The 15,968-nt window shown below is 45.3% G+C and carries 14 protein-coding genes; 9 read left to right on the top strand and 5 right to left on the bottom strand.

Annotated elements, in window-relative coordinates:
* On the top strand, positions 1 to 222 hold a 222-nt coding region (locus L1D22_RS20710; RefSeq protein WP_239830933.1), incomplete at its 5' end, for a transposase.
* Between the two features lie 827 nt (positions 223 to 1,049).
* Here the strand turns inward: L1D22_RS20710 and L1D22_RS20705 are convergent.
* Genes L1D22_RS20705 through hemC form a run of 4 tightly spaced genes read right to left on the bottom strand, consistent with a single transcriptional unit; the run spans position 1,050 to position 5,146 of the window.
* The gene (locus L1D22_RS20705; RefSeq protein ID WP_239831074.1) at positions 1,050 to 2,231 is read right to left on the bottom strand and encodes a heme biosynthesis HemY N-terminal domain-containing protein; all 1,182 of its coding nucleotides are present in this window, start codon (positions 2,229 to 2,231) and stop codon (positions 1,050 to 1,052) included.
* Entirely contained in the window at positions 2,231 to 3,457 is a 1,227-nt protein-coding gene (locus L1D22_RS20700) for a uroporphyrinogen-III C-methyltransferase (RefSeq protein WP_239831073.1), read from the bottom strand. Before L1D22_RS20700 ends, L1D22_RS20705 begins: the two co-directional genes overlap by 1 nt.
* 19 nt (positions 3,458 to 3,476) lie before the next feature.
* Positions 3,477 to 4,205, bottom strand: coding sequence for a uroporphyrinogen-III synthase (locus L1D22_RS20695; protein WP_239831072.1), 729 nt, complete (start codon positions 4,203 to 4,205; stop codon positions 3,477 to 3,479).
* A 2-nt stretch (positions 4,206 to 4,207) separates the two neighbouring features.
* The gene (gene hemC, locus L1D22_RS20690) at positions 4,208 to 5,146 is read right to left on the bottom strand and encodes a hydroxymethylbilane synthase (RefSeq protein WP_048610790.1); all 939 of its coding nucleotides are present in this window, start codon (positions 5,144 to 5,146) and stop codon (positions 4,208 to 4,210) included.
* Positions 5,147 to 5,490: 344 nt separating this feature from the next.
* On the opposite strand from hemC, the gene L1D22_RS20685 reads away from it, so the two are divergent.
* Positions 5,491 to 8,019, top strand: a complete 2,529-nt coding sequence (locus tag L1D22_RS20685) for a class I adenylate cyclase (RefSeq protein ID WP_239831070.1) — start codon at positions 5,491 to 5,493, stop codon at positions 8,017 to 8,019.
* Between the two features lie 71 nt (positions 8,020 to 8,090).
* On the opposite strand, the gene cyaY is transcribed toward L1D22_RS20685, so the two are convergent.
* Positions 8,091 to 8,405 (bottom strand): iron donor protein CyaY, encoded by a 315-nt coding sequence (gene cyaY, locus L1D22_RS20680; protein WP_017633314.1) that lies wholly within the window; start codon positions 8,403 to 8,405, stop codon positions 8,091 to 8,093.
* On the opposite strand from cyaY, the gene L1D22_RS20675 reads away from it, so the two are divergent.
* The 7 genes from L1D22_RS20675 to L1D22_RS20645 all read left to right on the top strand — a co-directional run bounded on the left by L1D22_RS20675 (position 8,385) and on the right by L1D22_RS20645 (position 15,778).
* On the top strand, positions 8,385 to 8,597 hold the full coding sequence (locus tag L1D22_RS20675; protein ID WP_017104751.1) for a lipoprotein: 213 nt from the start codon (positions 8,385 to 8,387) through the stop codon (positions 8,595 to 8,597). The genes cyaY and L1D22_RS20675 overlap by 21 nt on opposite strands.
* Positions 8,598 to 8,638: 41 nt before the next feature.
* Positions 8,639 to 9,892 (top strand): diaminopimelate decarboxylase, encoded by a 1,254-nt coding sequence (lysA, locus tag L1D22_RS20670; protein WP_017633315.1) that lies wholly within the window; start codon positions 8,639 to 8,641, stop codon positions 9,890 to 9,892.
* A gap of 11 nt (positions 9,893 to 9,903) precedes the next feature.
* Positions 9,904 to 10,734 (top strand): diaminopimelate epimerase, encoded by an 831-nt coding sequence (dapF, locus tag L1D22_RS20665; protein ID WP_017061013.1) that lies wholly within the window; start codon positions 9,904 to 9,906, stop codon positions 10,732 to 10,734.
* A gap of 45 nt (positions 10,735 to 10,779) precedes the next feature.
* Positions 10,780 to 11,478, top strand: coding sequence for a DUF484 family protein (locus tag L1D22_RS20660; RefSeq protein ID WP_048658896.1), 699 nt, complete (start codon positions 10,780 to 10,782; stop codon positions 11,476 to 11,478).
* Positions 11,447 to 12,379: a tyrosine recombinase XerC gene (xerC, locus tag L1D22_RS20655; protein ID WP_048658895.1), complete on the top strand. Its 933-nt coding sequence runs from the start codon at positions 11,447 to 11,449 to the stop codon at positions 12,377 to 12,379. The genes L1D22_RS20660 and xerC overlap by 32 nt, the downstream gene beginning before the upstream one ends.
* A 15-nt stretch (positions 12,380 to 12,394) precedes the next feature.
* Positions 12,395 to 13,111, top strand: coding sequence for a 5-amino-6-(5-phospho-D-ribitylamino)uracil phosphatase YigB (gene yigB, locus L1D22_RS20650; RefSeq protein ID WP_239831069.1), 717 nt, complete (start codon positions 12,395 to 12,397; stop codon positions 13,109 to 13,111).
* 168 nt (positions 13,112 to 13,279) lie between these two features.
* A complete protein-coding gene (locus L1D22_RS20645; protein WP_239831068.1) occupies positions 13,280 to 15,778 on the top strand; it encodes an EAL domain-containing protein in 2,499 nt (832 codons plus the stop codon).
* Positions 15,779 to 15,968 lie beyond the last annotated feature (190 nt).

Raw genomic sequence — 15,968 nt, 5'->3', positions numbered from 1 at the left:
TTTGAGAACCTTACGATAATTCATATCCCACCTTATTCTCCCGAACTAAACCCTATAGAACAGGTATGGAGTTGGCTCCGTCAAAATGAAGTAGCAAACAGGTGCTTCGAAAACTATGACGATATCGTAGAGACGTTATGTAGAGCGTGGAATCGGTTTTGTGAAGATAAAAGCAGAGTGATCTCGCTCTGCTTTAGAGATTGGTTAAACTTGATAAGTTAATTAACGGAATTGGTATAAGTTAATTAACGGAATTGGTATTATTAGAAAGCCTAGTCTCACGACTTGGCTTTCGTCGCTTCTGAGGTTTGATTATTTGGTCTTCTACCAATGAGTCCCGCTCGTGCGCGACTCAAATGGAATATCAGCTCAGCTATTCCGTTATTTATATTAAGCCCAAGCATAACTGCTTGGGCTTAATTGCATTTGAGTCACTGTGCTTACTCTTCAGTCGATAGAGTAAGCAAAAGATTTGTACGCACCCCCGGACCCTCCCCACATTCCATAACTTATCTGAAGATCTAGTCTTACGACTAGACTCTCATTGTTCTGGCAATGCCTTATAGGTTGCCTATCTTCAATTACTTCTTGAATCTAGCGTGATATGAAAGTCCTAACCTCAACAGTGACTTTAGCTTGGTAGTTTGTGGTAACAAATGGGCTCAGAGGTTGGACGCTACATGATCTCTCCAACAATGGAAGATATGGCTAGTAGTATATTTGCGGGACTCTAAAGTCTTCTTAAACATCCTATTTTTATCTCGCTTCACGGTAGTCAGAGTAGATGTTCGTATTGTGGAGACTCTCTCTAATCGTGCCTGAAGGGTTTATTTCTTAGTTTTATGTTCTTATTAGAATCGGCACTAAAGCTTCACTAAGCGCTATGTAGGACCTTATTTAAGTGCTATTTCTTAACGCTCTTTAATTTTGGTTAAGTGATTGGTCTAGATGACTTTGCTTTGTGGTGGGAGGTTAGGCGTGTTGAGAAGGGAGTTTATAGATACAAAAAAGCCGATGCTTGGCATCGGCTTCATGTTAAGTGTATTTGCTTAAGCTGGCTGAACTAGAGCGAGTGCTTTACGAGATACTTCGTGAGCCGCTTTGGTCAGGTTCTGCTTCTCTAGTGCATCAGATAGGTATCCGTAATCTGAAACATTAGAGCGCAGTGCTAGTGCTTTTTCGAAGTGGCTTTGCGCTTCTGCCCACTTTTGCTCTCTTAGGTAGAACTGAGCCAATGCACTGTGGGCTTCTGCATTGTTGCTATCTTTACTGATTGCGCGCTCTAGCATCACAACCACTGGGTGGTGATCGGCTAGATTAAGTTCAGGAAGCAACATGTAGAGCTCGTTTGAACCATTCTTCGCAATGTTTTCTTTAATAACTGTGAAGGCTTCTGAATCAGCTTTACGTGCGATCAGTTGTTTCACAAAGCACGATACAAGGTGTGAATTTTGCTTCTGTTTTCTTGGTAGCTTATTCCAGTGACTGATTAAACCTTCGCTGCCTTGTTGCTGTGCGACATCGTGAAGCAAACCACATTGTGCTTTCTGTTCTAGCTCACGCTGCTCATCTGCCGTTAGAAGCTTATTCTTAGCGAGTTTTGGTGTTAGTTCTAACAATGGCTGCCATAACTTAAGTTGCATGTAGGTTGCTTTTAGCAATCCAAGCACTGCAGTGTTGTTAGGGTGCGAACCTTTAAGATTTGAAAGCGTATCGAAAGCAGCTTCGTAGTTTGATTCGCTGATTTGTTGCTTCGCTTTAGTTAGCTCAACTGCCAATAGAGAATCGTCTTGTTGGCTAGCAAGCTCGATGTACTTATCACGCTCAGCAGTATTACCTTGCTCATGTGCAGCTTGTGACGCCACTAAGTAACAAAGCAGAGGCATGTCGTGGTGATTCGCCCAGCGAGTTACTTTCTTCTCTGCGCCTTTCCAATCACCCTCAAGAAGCTTGATGATGCCTTCATTGGTATAACGACGAGAGCGTTTTAGTTTACGAACGCTGAACCAGTTCCAAGTTGTTGAGCTCGCGTAAATAAGCTTCTTAAATAGGTACTCTAAGCCAAACAGTGCAGCCAAAAGGGCAATCACAAAGATAGCCATTGTTGTCACACTCATCTCAATCGTCTTATTGGCAATTGAGATCAGCACATAACCTTGTTGTCCCGAGAACTGAGTACCGACAAACAGACCCGCACCGAGAACAAGGAAAAGAAAAATCAAACGAATCATTATTTCTCCTCCGTGGTCATTACCGTTACCTCACGGCGTAGACGTTCGCGAATCACATCCGACAACTCATTTTGAGACTCAAGCTTTACAGGGTATTTCACAGAAATATTCTGCTCGCTTAACTGCTTAATCGCCTTTTCGAACTCGATTACTGAGTTGTTATCTTGGTTTAGGTACGACTTCGACCACTCGTTAGCTGTCTTAAGTGCTGCACTATAGACTTCACCTTGCTCTTTGTAGACCGCGCGAATAGCTGTCTCTAGCTTGCCTTTGATGTTTTCACGCAAGTAGAAGTGCTGCTCTGGTGACAGTAGTGGGATAACCTCACCATCACGACTACGGAAAGTAATGAAGTTTTCTGAGAAATCTTTCATCGACGTCATCAAGTTGTTCTGCCAATCATTGATGTCTTGCGATACCGCTTGTTTCTCAACGACCGCAGCTTCTGGAAGAATAGCGTTAGCTAGGGGCAGGTTATCGACTTGTTGTTGAAGGCTTGTGATACGCAGAACTAAACCATCGCGGTCAATCAGAGGGATAGTGCGAAGCTTAGTAATGTCATTGGTCATGGATTGACGTAGAGACACCAAGCTTGGGTCGTTCAGTGCTGCGATACGCTGATCGGCGCTTTCCATAAGTTTGGTCGCGCTAACGGCATCATGCTCGAGGAATAGTTTACGGCCAGCAAGTTTTACAAGGTAATCGGCTTCGGCAAGTAACCAGTCATTCGGGCGTCGGCCTTTAACGTCAGCAACGGCTAACTGCAGGCTTTGAATGCTTTTCTGTTGTTGGGATTGAACTACCTGAGTTTTTTCCACCGCATGCGATGCTTCTTGGATAGTCTCTTGCTTGATGGTTTGTAGGTCTTTATTTACTGCAGATTGGGTATTTTGTAGTTGCGCTTGAAGCGCTGCGATTTGAGCTGAGTAATCGGCGCTCTTTTGTTGCATTTGAAATGCGATGCCACCGCTGAAAATAATAGAAATAGCGATCGCAATTGCGCCTAGTTTGACACCGCGCTTACCTTGCTTTTCCGCTTTCTCTATTTGCTCTTTATGTTCAGCTTGAGACTGTTCATTTTGAGCGGTATTTGACGCAGAGGCATCAAGTTTTTGTTCAGGCTGTTTTGTCTCTGTAGATTCAGCCTTTTCGTTTTCAACAACTACTGGCTGAGTGTCTTGTTTCTTTTCAGGTTCAATATGCTCATTATTTTTTTTGCTTGTCATGCTTATTTCCTGTTTCTAGCTAAGGCCGGAGAGCAGCCAGTAATATTTGGTTCGTAGCACTTTGAGTATTAATTACATTGGAGAACCCGAGCTGTTGTGCTCGTTCTGCTATGCGCTGACTTGGGACAAATAGTTGTCTTGTTGAAAGCCAAGCCAAATACTCGTCAGGGGTTATTGAGCAGAGATACTCCAATTGTTCCTGACTAGTGATGACAACTTTTGATGTATTTTGGTTTACCCATGTTTGATAGGTATTGTGGTCGTTAATGGGAATATATTCTCTACGGTAGGTCTCACAATAAGAGACTTGTGCACCTCGATTGAGTAAAGAATCTCTAATGAGCTCACGCCCACCATTGCCACGTAGTATCAAAATGGATTTATTATCGACACCATTAAGTTCAGTAAGTTTAAGAAGATGTTCACTATCACTAACTTGAGGATAGTTTACTTTTTGTTTACAGACTTTGCTTAAAACGTGCGCAGTTTTTTGACCAACGCCAAGATAAAGCGGCGAAGTAGGCCAAATAGATGAGGTTTTGGAAAGGATGCTTTGGGCAGCTGTCACAGCATGGTGACTGACTGCAATAATGATATCGCTGTTATTGAGCTGACTTCTTAAATCCGTAGAGTCTGGGTTATCAACGATACGAATAAGCGGATGATGGATTGCTTGAATCCCTTCATCCGCTAGTTGTTGGCAAAGCGATTGTCCCTCTGAGCCAGGACGAGTTACCAACACTGTCATGATTATTCTTGGTCTGCGTAAAGCTTGGTTAAGATTTCTCTCGCACCGTCATCCAAGAGTTGATTAGCCAGAGTCACGCCAAGTGCTTCAGCATCTTTACGAGGGCCAGAGATCTCACCGCGAACCATCTTAGAACCGTCAGGCTCACCAACAAGTGCGCGCAGCCAGATGTTGTCGCCATCTAATAGTGAGTAGCTACCGATAGGCACCTGACAACCACCTTCCAGAGTTAGGTTCATTGCACGTTCGCAAAGTACGCGGTCGGCTGTGTCTTTGTGGTTCAGTGGTTCAAGAAGCTTAATCAGACGCTCATCATCAAGACGACATTCAATGCCCACAGCACCTTGGCCTACAGCTGGTAGAGACTGTTCTGGTTCGATAAAGCTACGGATACGCTCTTCAAGTTCTAGGCGCTTAAGGCCAGCTGCAGCCAGTACGATCGCATCGTATTGACCGTCATCGAGTTTACCTAGACGAGTCCCCACATTGCCACGCAGTTCCTTGATGATTAAATCAGGGCGGTATTCCAGTAACTGACACTGACGACGTAGGCTACATGTACCCACGACAGCACCTTGTGGTAGCTCATCGATGTTGTTGTAAGTGTTTGATACGAAAGCATCACGAGGATCTTCGCGTTCACAAATCGTCACCAGACCTAGGCCTTCAGGAAAGTCGACAGGTACATCTTTCATTGAGTGGACTGCAAGGTCAGCACGACCTTCTAGCATTGCCACTTCAAGTTCTTTTACGAACAGACCTTTACCACCCACTTTGGCAAGCGGAGTGTCTAGGATGATGTCACCTTTGGTCACCATAGTTACCAACTCAACCTCTAAACCAGGGTGAGCAGCTTGAAGAGCATCCCTTACAAAGTATGCCTGCCAAAGGGCAAGAGGGCTTTTTCTGGTTGCGATACGGATTGGTGCTGAATTTGTCATGGTGTTTCCGATATAGGTTCTGTAATAGCCTAATCCTACCATTGTGAGGCGAAAATTCTTACTGTTTGATCATTCCATGCTTTGATAGCTGAGAGATTTTCATGAGTTCACCAAAATAGTGTGATTGGTATCTCATTTGAAACATGGGCTATTATTAGAAATAGTCAATAAAGAGGACACTACGGCGCCGTGAGTTTAACTTTTTGTCAGTAAGGAATTGGCCAGTCTGGCAGCTTCCTTTGCTTTACCATTAGGGGTAAAAGTGTTAAATTGATCACGTTTTGTTGCCGCATTCGTTCAGTAACTAAACAGAAGTGCATTTAATCTCAAACCAAGGACTTACCTTGCAGGCTTACACTCAAACATTGATTCAACGATTAGACAATCTTAATCAACAGCGCATTGATCGTGCGTTGGCGTTGATGAATGTGCAAGGCCAACGAGTTTTTAACCTTATTCCTGCACTGCTTCATTTCAATCATCCAATGATGCCTGGTTATTACGACCAACAAGTTCCTTTTGGAATTCGTAGCTTCACGCCTAATGAATTCCAAAAGCAATTTGTTTCTGATACAGAACTTACCTTAGGTGGCAAGCTAACCGAGTCTGCGGAGCCCGCAATTCTTGGTCTGTATACCATGGGCAGTACCTCTTCTATTGGTCAAAGCACGTCAAGCGACCTCGATATCTGGGTGTGTGTATCTCCGGATATGGACGGCCCTGCCCGCGATAGCCTCACCAACAAATGTTTGTTGATTACCGACTGGGCTGAGACCTTAGGTGTTGAAGCTAACTTCTTCTTAATGGATGAAGAGCGCTTCCGTTCAAACCATTCTGAAGAGATGACCGGTGATAACTGTGGCTCTTCACAGCACTTACTGCTACTTGATGAATTCTACCGCTCTGCTGTTCGTTTGGCTGGCCAACGCCTGTTGTGGCAAATCATTCCGCCAGAAATGGAAGAGTGCTATGACGAATATGTTCAGGGCTTGTGCCAAGATGGCTACCTTGATTGTTCGCAGTGGATTGATTTCGGCAAGCTGAATCGTATCCCTGCTGAAGAGTACTTCGGTTCTAACCTGTGGCAGCTCTACAAGAGTATCGACTCACCGTATAAATCGGTGTTAAAGGCGATCTTGCTAGAAGCGTATTCATGGGAATACCCAAACACTCAGCTATTGAGTATTGATACCAAGCGCCGCTTCTTTGCGGATGAACCTGATCTGTATGGCATGGATAGCTACTATCTGATGCTAGAGAAGGTAACTCGCTACCTAGAGCGTATTAACGACCACACTCGTTTGGACTTGGTGAGACGCTGTTTCTACCTTAAGACCCACGAGAAGTTGTCGCGTGAAGCGGGCATTGGTTCTGTTGCGTGGCGTCGTGAAGCTCTAACCGAGATGACTAAGTCTTGGAATTGGGGACAGGAAACCATTGCTGAGCTCGATAACCGCCGTAACTGGAAGGTCGAGCAAGTTAAAGTGGTGCACCATGCGCTGCTTGATGCTTTGATGCTGAGCTATCGTAACCTGATTCAGTTTGCACGTCGTAACGACATCACGTCGGCAATCAGCCCACAAGATATTAGTATCTTAGCGCGTAAGCTGTATGCGGCGTTTGAGGTGTTGCCGGGTAAAGTGACGTTACTTAATCCGCAAATTTCTCCGGATCTTCACGAGCCAGATTTGAGCTTTATTGAGGTTCGCCAAGGGCAATCTAATAAAGCAGGTTGGTACTTGTACAAGCAGCCGCTGATCGCACATCGTATTCTTGGTCAACCGTCACTGGAGCACCATGAGTACTTAAGTAAGTTAGTGGCTTGGTCGTTCTTTAACGGCTTGATCACTGAGTCGACACGTCTTCACTCTGTGGTTCGTGATGCCCATATTGATATCGATAAGTTTTATCAAATGGTGAGTGACCTGCGTAATACCTTCTCGTTGCGTAAGCGCCGTCCGAGTATGCAGGCACTGGCGAGCCCATGTGAGATTAGCCAGCTGGCGATGTTCATCAACTTTGAAAATGACCCGACTTCTGAATTAAGTGGTCGAGAATTAAAAGTGGATCTCAAAAATGCGGATATCTTCAGTTTTGGCGAAGAAGGTAAGAGCTTAGTCGGCAGTGTCGATTTGGTTTACCGCAACTCTTGGCATGAAGTTCGTACGCTTCACTTCCAAGGTGATACGGCGATGCTTGATGCTCTGAAGACGGTGTTAGGCAAAATGCACCAAGATGCGTTGCCGCCAGAGTCGGTCGATGTGTTCTGTTACAGCAAAAACCTGCGTGGTGTAATGCGTAACATGGTGTATCAACTGCTTGCTGAGTGTATCGACTTACGCTTGAAACCGATTGAACCAGAGAAACGCCGTCGCTTTAAGGCTATTCGCTTAGCTAACAAGATGTTTGGTTTGTTCTTCGAGCGTCGTGGTGTGTCGGTACAGATGTTGGAAAACTCGGTCGACTTCTATCGTAGTATCTCAACCAACAAGCTGAAGGGTTCACCTTTGCTGATGCTCGACAAAGAGCAAGAGTATCAATTGCCAGAAGTGGTGGATGGTTTTGCGAGTGAGGGCTTAATTCAGTTCTTCTTTGAAGATACAGACAAAGGTTTCAATATTTATGTATTGGATGAGTCGAATCAGGTTGAGGTGTATCACCAGTACAGCGGCGAAAAAGATGAAATGATCGCGAGTGTGAACTCTTTCTACACGTCGGTAAAAGATGAGTCGAAGATGTCGTCTAAGTTGATTAACTTTAATCTGCCTCAGTACTATCAAATCGTTCATCCTGAAGAGGGTAACTCTTACGTTGTGCCTTATCGCAACGATGCGACGTTAGCTTCTCGGAGCTCAAAGATAGTGAACATCTAGTCTTATTAAGACTGATTGATATTAAAAAAGGAGTGATTGATTCACTCCTTTTTAGTTTTGCTTACAAATGATTAGACCCAATCGATCTCTTCACCTGCGTGCTTCACGCATTCTTCTTTCACCATCTCAAACAGCTCCATGCCCGTTTTAGAACATGTCCACTTGTCATCGATTAATTTAAAGTGGAAGCCACCAGATTTAGACGCCAACCAGATTTCTTTCATTGGTTCTTGGCGGTTAATGATGATTTGGCTGCGGTTCTCAAACTCCAGCGTCATCACGTTACCAGTCACTTCGTAATCAATATCTGCCTCTGATTCATCGATAGCTTCTTCGATGTTTTGCATCTGTATATCGACCAGCTGATGAAATTCAGTCTCGTTCATCCTTTCTATCCTATTGCTTTTCCTGAGTGTGGTGCGATTATAGGGGGCATTGAGTTAATAATCACGATATGCAAAATGAAAAAATTAATTACCGCTCTGTTTATGGTGTCCGTTATTGGACTTTCTGGTTGTGGTCAAACGGGTCCGTTATACGATCCTGACGAAGTTCAGCAGACTGAACAATCACAATAAGTGAAACACGCAGAAATCGTTATTTATAAGGGATAAAAACTTTGGATTACTTCAACTATCAGGAAGATGGCCAGCTTTGGGCTGAGGACGTCGCACTTTCACAACTCGCAGAGCAATATGGTACACCGCTGTATGTATATTCTCGTGCAACATTAGAACGCCACTGGAATGCGTTTGATTCATCTGTTGGTGAGCATCCACACTTGGTGTGTTATGCCGTTAAAGCTAACTCGAACCTTGGCGTATTGAACACTTTGGCTCGTTTGGGCTCAGGCTTTGACATCGTTTCTGGCGGTGAGCTAGAGCGTGTGGTTGCTGCAGGTGGCGATCCGGCGAAAGTTGTGTTCTCTGGTGTCGGCAAAACAGCCGCTGAAATGAAGCGTGCGCTCGAGTTGAACATTAAGTGTTTCAACGTAGAGTCTGAACCAGAACTAGAGCGACTGAATAAAGTAGCTGGTGAGCTTGGTGTTAAAGCACCGATTTCACTGCGTATCAACCCAGATGTTGATGCAAACACTCACCCTTACATTTCTACCGGTCTGCGTGATAACAAGTTTGGTATTGCTTTCGACCGTGCTCCAGCTGTTTATGCGTTTGCACAAACACTCGATAACCTGTCTATCCACGGTATTGATTGTCATATCGGTTCTCAGCTAACGGATATTGAACCTTTCATCGATGCAACCGATCGTCTGCTTGCGCTGATCGACCAGCTACGTGCTAACGGTATCAACATCAAACACCTTGATGTCGGTGGCGGCTTGGGTGTGGTTTATCGTGATGAATTACCACCACAGCCTTCTGACTACGCGAAAGCCTTATTGGCTCGCCTAGACAATCATTCTGATCTAGAGCTGATTTTCGAGCCTGGAAGAGCGATTGCTGCTAACGCTGGTGTATTATTAACGAAAGTCGAGTTCCTCAAGCCAACAGAGCACAAGAACTTTGCCATCATCGATGCAGCAATGAACGATCTAATGCGCCCAGCACTTTACCAAGCTTGGCAGGATATTGTTCCTGTGAGCCCTCGTCAGGGTGAAGCCGTGACTTACGATTTGGTTGGCCCAATCTGTGAGACAGGCGATTTCTTAGGTAAAGATCGTGACCTTGTGCTTGAAGAAGGTGATCTGCTAGCAGTTCGTTCAGCGGGTGCTTATGGCTTCGCGATGTCATCTAACTACAACACTCGTTCGCGTGCGGCTGAAGTGATGGTGGATGGCGATAAAACTCACTTGGTTCGTCAGCGTGAAGAGCTTACGAGTCTGTGGGAACTTGAAAACATTCTTCCGGAGTAATTTTAAGCGTTATGCACTTCCACTTTTCTAAAATGCATGGTTTGGGCAATGATTTCATGGTCGTGGACTGCATTACTCAAAATATTTTCTTTTCTCCAGATCTGATCCGTCGTTTGGCGGATCGTCACACTGGCGTGGGCTTTGATCAGCTACTTGTGGTTGAGGCTCCCTATGATCCAGAAACTGATTTCCATTACCGCATATTCAATGCGGATGGCAGTGAAGTGGAGCAGTGTGGTAATGGTGCACGTTGTTTTGCACGATTCGTTCGCATGAAAGGCTTAACGAATAAATACAGCATCAACGTGAGCACCAAGAAAGGCAAAATGGTTCTTAAGATTGAAGAGAATGACCTGATCACAGTCAACATGGGCATTCCTGAGTTCGAGCCAGGCAAGATTCCGTTCAAGGCTAAGCAGCCAGAGAAGACCTATATCCTGAGAACGGATGTACACACCTTGTTCTGTGGTGCGGTGAGCATGGGTAACCCGCATGTGGTGACTGTTGTTGACGACGTCGACACGGCGGATGTAGATACCTTAGGCCCGCTTCTTGAATCACATGAACGTTTCCCTGAGCGTGTTAATGCTGGCTTTATGCAGGTGGTTAACCGTGAAGAGGTTCGCTTACGTGTTTATGAGCGTGGTGCAGGCGAAACTCAAGCATGTGGCAGCGGTGCATGTGGTGCGGTTGCGGTAGGCATTACGCAAGGCTTATTGGCTGAGAATGTGAAAGTTCGTCTACCAGGTGGTGATTTACACATTAGCTGGCAAGGCCCGGGTAAACCTCTGTTTATGACCGGCCCCGCAACGCATGTGTTTGATGGTCAACTTTCTTGCTAATAACGATCTTATAACCAATAGATTCATAAACATAAAGGATAGGTTTTGTCTTACGTTGAAGCCGACGCACTCACCGCAGAAGTGGTCGCGGAATATTTACGTGATAACCCAGATTTTTTCCAAGACAGAAAAGATTTGGTTGATCGCCTTGCTATTAATAACGTTGAACAGGGCGCTGTTTCTCTGGTTGAGATTCAACTTAAACGCCAACGTCATCGAATCGAAGAGCTCGAAGAAGAGATCACTGGCTTGATGTCGCTGGCGGCGAATAACGATAAAACCTTTTATGAGTTTATGGATCTGCAAGCTCAAGTGCTCAAATGCAGTGACTTCATGCAGGTGATTAAAGCGGTTGAGCAGAAAGCGTTAGACCTTGGGCTTAAAGCGCATGTTCGAATTCTTTCGCAATCGGGCTTTTATCAACTGAGTGCTGAGGGTTACTCGAAGTTTTCGCTTAACCATTTTAATGGCAAAGATGCTTATCTAGGACGTCTGAGAAAAGCCGACAGACACGATTTGTTTGGTGATTTTCAGGTTCCAGAGCTAGGCTCTTATGTAGTACTTCCACTTGCTAAGCAGTCTCCATTGGGGTTGCTCGCTTTCTCTAGTGAAGATGGCGGACATTTCCAACCTCATATGGATACGCTCTTTTTACGTCATTTGGCGCTTGTTGTTGCTCACTTGGCGGACACCTTACCTTGGCAGATAAATAATGAGCCTAGAGCCCAAAATACCTCTTCCTAACAGCCTTCAAAAGCCACTTTCTCGCTTCTATGAATATCTCAGAAGCGAGAAGGGACTCAGCCTACACACTCAACGTAACTACCGACAACAACTTGAAACCATGGCCGCTCATTTAGTCACTCTTGGACTAAAAGACTGGGGCCAAGTTGATGCTGCGTGGGTAAGACAGCTTGCCAGTAAAGGCATGCGTGAGGGGATGAAGGCGAGCAGCATTGCAACGCGTTTGTCTTCACTCCGCAGTTTCTTTGATTTCCTTGTATTGCGTGGCGAAATGACCGCCAACCCTGCCAAAGGGGTCTCGGCACCTCGCAAACAACGCCCTTTGCCTAAAAACCTCGATGTCGATGAAGTCGGTCAACTGCTTGATGTGAATGAGGACGATCCACTGTCGATTCGTGACCGAGCGATGATGGAAGTGATGTACGGCGCTGGTTTGCGACTGGCAGAACTGGTGGGTATTAACCTTAAAGATGTGTTGGGTCGTCAGGGCGAGATCCGAGTGATTGGTAAGGGCGACAAAGAACGCAAAGCGCCGTTTTCTGGTTTAGCCAAAGAGTGGGTCGATAAATGGCTCAAGGTTCGCGGTGAATTGGCTTCGCCGGGCGAAACTGCACTGTTTGTTTCTAAACTAGGGACACGCATCTCTCATCGTAGCGTGCAAAAACGTATGGAAGAGTGGGGTAAGAAGCAGGCTGTGGCGAGTCACATCAGCCCGCACAAACTGCGTCACTCTTTTGCCACGCATGTACTTGAGTCGAGCCAAAACCTTCGTGCTGTTCAAGAGTTATTAGGGCATGAAAACATCTCGACTACGCAAGTGTATACCCACTTGGATTTCCAACACTTAGCGCAAGCTTATGATCAGGCTCATCCGAGAGCTCGTAAGAAGAACAAAGATTAGATTAAAGGTTTTACTATGCGAATTTATCGAGGTTTAAAGCCGATCAAAGCCATGACCTTTGACTTGGATGACACCCTGTACGACAACTGGCCTGTGATCATGAAAGTCGAGAAAGAGATGGCGCAGTGGCTTTATCAAAAGCATCCTGTGTCGGCTTCTTTATCACTCGAAGAGTGGCAGGGCATCAAGCAGCTGGTCGCATCTGATAATCCAATGCTAAAGCACGATGTCACCGTGTGGCGTGAGACTCAGATAAAGGTCGGTTTACTGCAGTTGGGTTATTCACAGCAGCAAGCTGAACAGGCGGCTCGTGAAGGTATCGAACATGCCTTATGGCTGCGCAATCAAGTCGATGTCCCTCAAGAAACACATCGAGTGATGGCAGAGCTTAGCCAACGCATTCCTTTGGTGGCGATTACCAATGGCAATGTAGACCCGCATAAAATTGGCTTAGGGCAGTACTTCCAATTAATCCTTAAAGCTGGCCCTAATGGTAAAGCCAAACCCTACCCAGATATGTTTGATAAAGCGCAGCAATACCTAGGTTTTGACGCGAATAACATTCTTCATGTTGGTGATCACCTGAGAACTGATGTCTACGGAGCCAAGAAAAATGGCTTCCAAGCATGCTGGTTTAATGACACTGGTTCCAATTTATACCTCTCTTCGAAGGCGAGTGTGCTTCCTGATGTTGAAATAGAGCAACTCAGCGATCTTATGCGACTAATTTAATGGCTACTGTAAGCTTATTGTGTCGCATTTATGATAGTGAATTGTTACATTAGTCGCCAATAAAAGCCTGTTTAGGCTAGGATAATTGGCGACTACTTTTTATCGATTCATTCAGTCATAGCAGTGGTTGCGGGTTCTCACTTCACTCGATTTTGAACAAGGGTTGGCATGCAAACATTTACATTTCTCGCAAATACTGAGGAGTTATTTAAATCTCAATTTGATCTGCGAGAGTGGTGTGACAGCAAACAGTACCTTATTCAAATTTTCTCCGCTCAATCCTCTGATATAGCTCGTCGAATTGCGAATGTTGCCCTTAATCGTTTAAAGAGTGCGACGTTAATTGGGCAGAGTGCTCGTCATGTTATCTGTGATAACTGTCTGGAGAGTGCATGCACCTTAGTCATCATCAGTGAGTTCAACGAAACTCATTTAACCTCAGCGGTTCAGCCTTTTACGGGCAACCCAAATCAAGACAGCCAAGCGCTTGCTTCTCAGCTAGGCCTCACCAAAGACACCAAAACGGTTATCAGTCTGTGTGATCAGGTAGAAGGTCGTGATTATCCTATCTATAGTGCCTTCGAAAACTTGCCTTATGCGTTACCGGTGGCTGGTGGACTGTGTCATGAGAACGAGTTTGGCCGTTGGGTTATGCATAGCGAGCAAACCTACCAACATGCTTGTGTTGCGGTGGCTTTGACTAACCCGAGGTTGAAGGTGTGGTCAGATGCGTACTCTGAGTGGAATCCAATCGGGATGAAGCTGCGAGTGACTCATGCGGTGGGGAATCGCCTGTATGCACTCAATGACAAGCCTGCGATTGAGGTGTTCAAACATTACCTTGCCGATGGCAAAGATCTCCCTTTCAGCCAACTGATGAGCTTCCCGCTGTATCGAGAACTTGGCCGAAAGAAGGGTATCTCGACACCTCTTCGTATCAACGATGACGGCAGTATTGAGTTTGATAGCCCTTGGCAAGTCGGAGAAGAGGCGCAGTTTTGCTATAACCATCCCTCTTTGACCGCTGAAAAAGTGCGCCATGGCGCTGAGATGCTTGCTATGCATCAGCCTGAATCTGTGATCATTTATAACTGTGTTTCTCGCCTTGAGTTCATAGATAGCAAGGTCGAGCTGAAGCCATTTGAAGGGGTTGTGAACACGTGCGGTGCTTACTGCATGGGTGAGCTATACCGCAATGAAGATCGCCAAGATATCTTGCACCACAGCCTCACCTACATTGCGATGAGAGAATCGGACGAGATTAATGAATTTCGTTGTGAAGATTTTAAATGTGACTCCACGGTATCACCGCTGCTTAACCTCGTAAGAAATGCAGTGGCCGATCTCGACAGTATGAATACTCAGATGGAAAAGAAACTCCATCAACAAGCTCGCCGTTTAACCGAGAGTTACCGTATTGACTCCCGAACTGGGCTACCGAATCGAATCGTATTGAAAGAGCGCCTCAATACGATTCTGTTCAGTGAACATCTGCTGACCTTAAAGCTAACTAACTTCCATCAGGTTAACGAGAAGTATGGTTATCAAGTGGGGGATCAACTGCTACTCGACCTGTCTAATCATTTTATCGAGCGATTACAGCTTCGTGTGGTTAAGGAGTCTAAGGTCAAGGTAGAGCTGTTCAGTATTGGGGTTGGTGAGTGGGCGATCATCTTTAACGCAAGTGTTGATAGCTCTAAGATAAAAGAGCGTTTCGTTGAGTTTTCGGATGACATCGAACACATTAACTTTGAGCCGTATTGCTTAACCGATATTGATTACCTGTCGGTTTCATTGTGTGGTGGTTTTGCCAGTCGTTGTGATTTCTTAACCGACAGCGGTGATGGGATCTTATTGAAAGCGATTGAAGCTCGACGCTATGGGGTGCGAAATAACACCCACATCACCAATGCCAAAGACATTCAGGTGAGTGAAGAAGATCGGAAAGAGCAACTCGGTTGGTTGAGCTGTGTAAGCCGCGCGATCTTAGATCAGAACATAATCACTTACTCACAACCTATCGTGGCATCGGGCACTCATGAAATGATTGGCCAAGAGTGCTTGGTCAGAATCATGGAATCAGACGGGACGATTGTGCCGCCAGGTAAGTTCTTACCTATGATTGCCGACACGCACCTCTACACTCGTCTTAGCCGACACATGATTAAGAACACCATAGGTTATATGGCGGATAAGCAGAGCTCGTTTTCCATCAACCTATCCCCACAAGATTTGCTGAGCGATAAGACGCTTGAGGTTCTTGAGACTGCGATTAGTGGGATGAACAATCCCACTCGACTGGGTTTAGAGGTACTCGAGTCCGAGCAGATTAAAGATTATGGCCGTATGATTGAGGTGTGTGATCACTTTCGAGCATTAGGTGCGAGAATCATTGTCGATGACTTCGGCTCTGGCTATTCCAATATCGACAAGATTATTAAGCTCGAACCGCAGATCATTAAGCTCGACGGTAGTTTGATTCGCAATATCGACAAAGACCAAAAGCAAAGAAATATCGCTTCTCAGTTGGTTCGCTTGTGCCAAGTGTTCAACGCCAAAACGGTTGCTGAATTTGTCCACAACCAACAGGTTTGTGAGATAGCAGAGCAGATGGGTGTCGATTACCTACAAGGTTATTACTTTGGTGAGCCTAAGCGACTGTTTTAGTTGTTAAAGCTTTCAGTATTCGAAAGCCCTTGGATACAAAAGCGCTCAGACGCCATTAATGACTGCTTTTTGGTGGAATGAATGATGTCTAACTAACCTCACATTATTCGTAAGACGATCGTAAATATTCCGTGCAAGCCTTATCTATAATAAGCACAATAATAAATCATTAACGCAACGATTAATGTGA

The organism is Vibrio sp. Isolate34, assembly GCF_022397915.1.
GTDB lineage: Bacteria > Pseudomonadota > Gammaproteobacteria > Enterobacterales > Vibrionaceae > Vibrio.
Note: the sequence above shows the minus strand (reverse complement) of the source record. Positions and strands in the feature narration are given on the sequence as shown.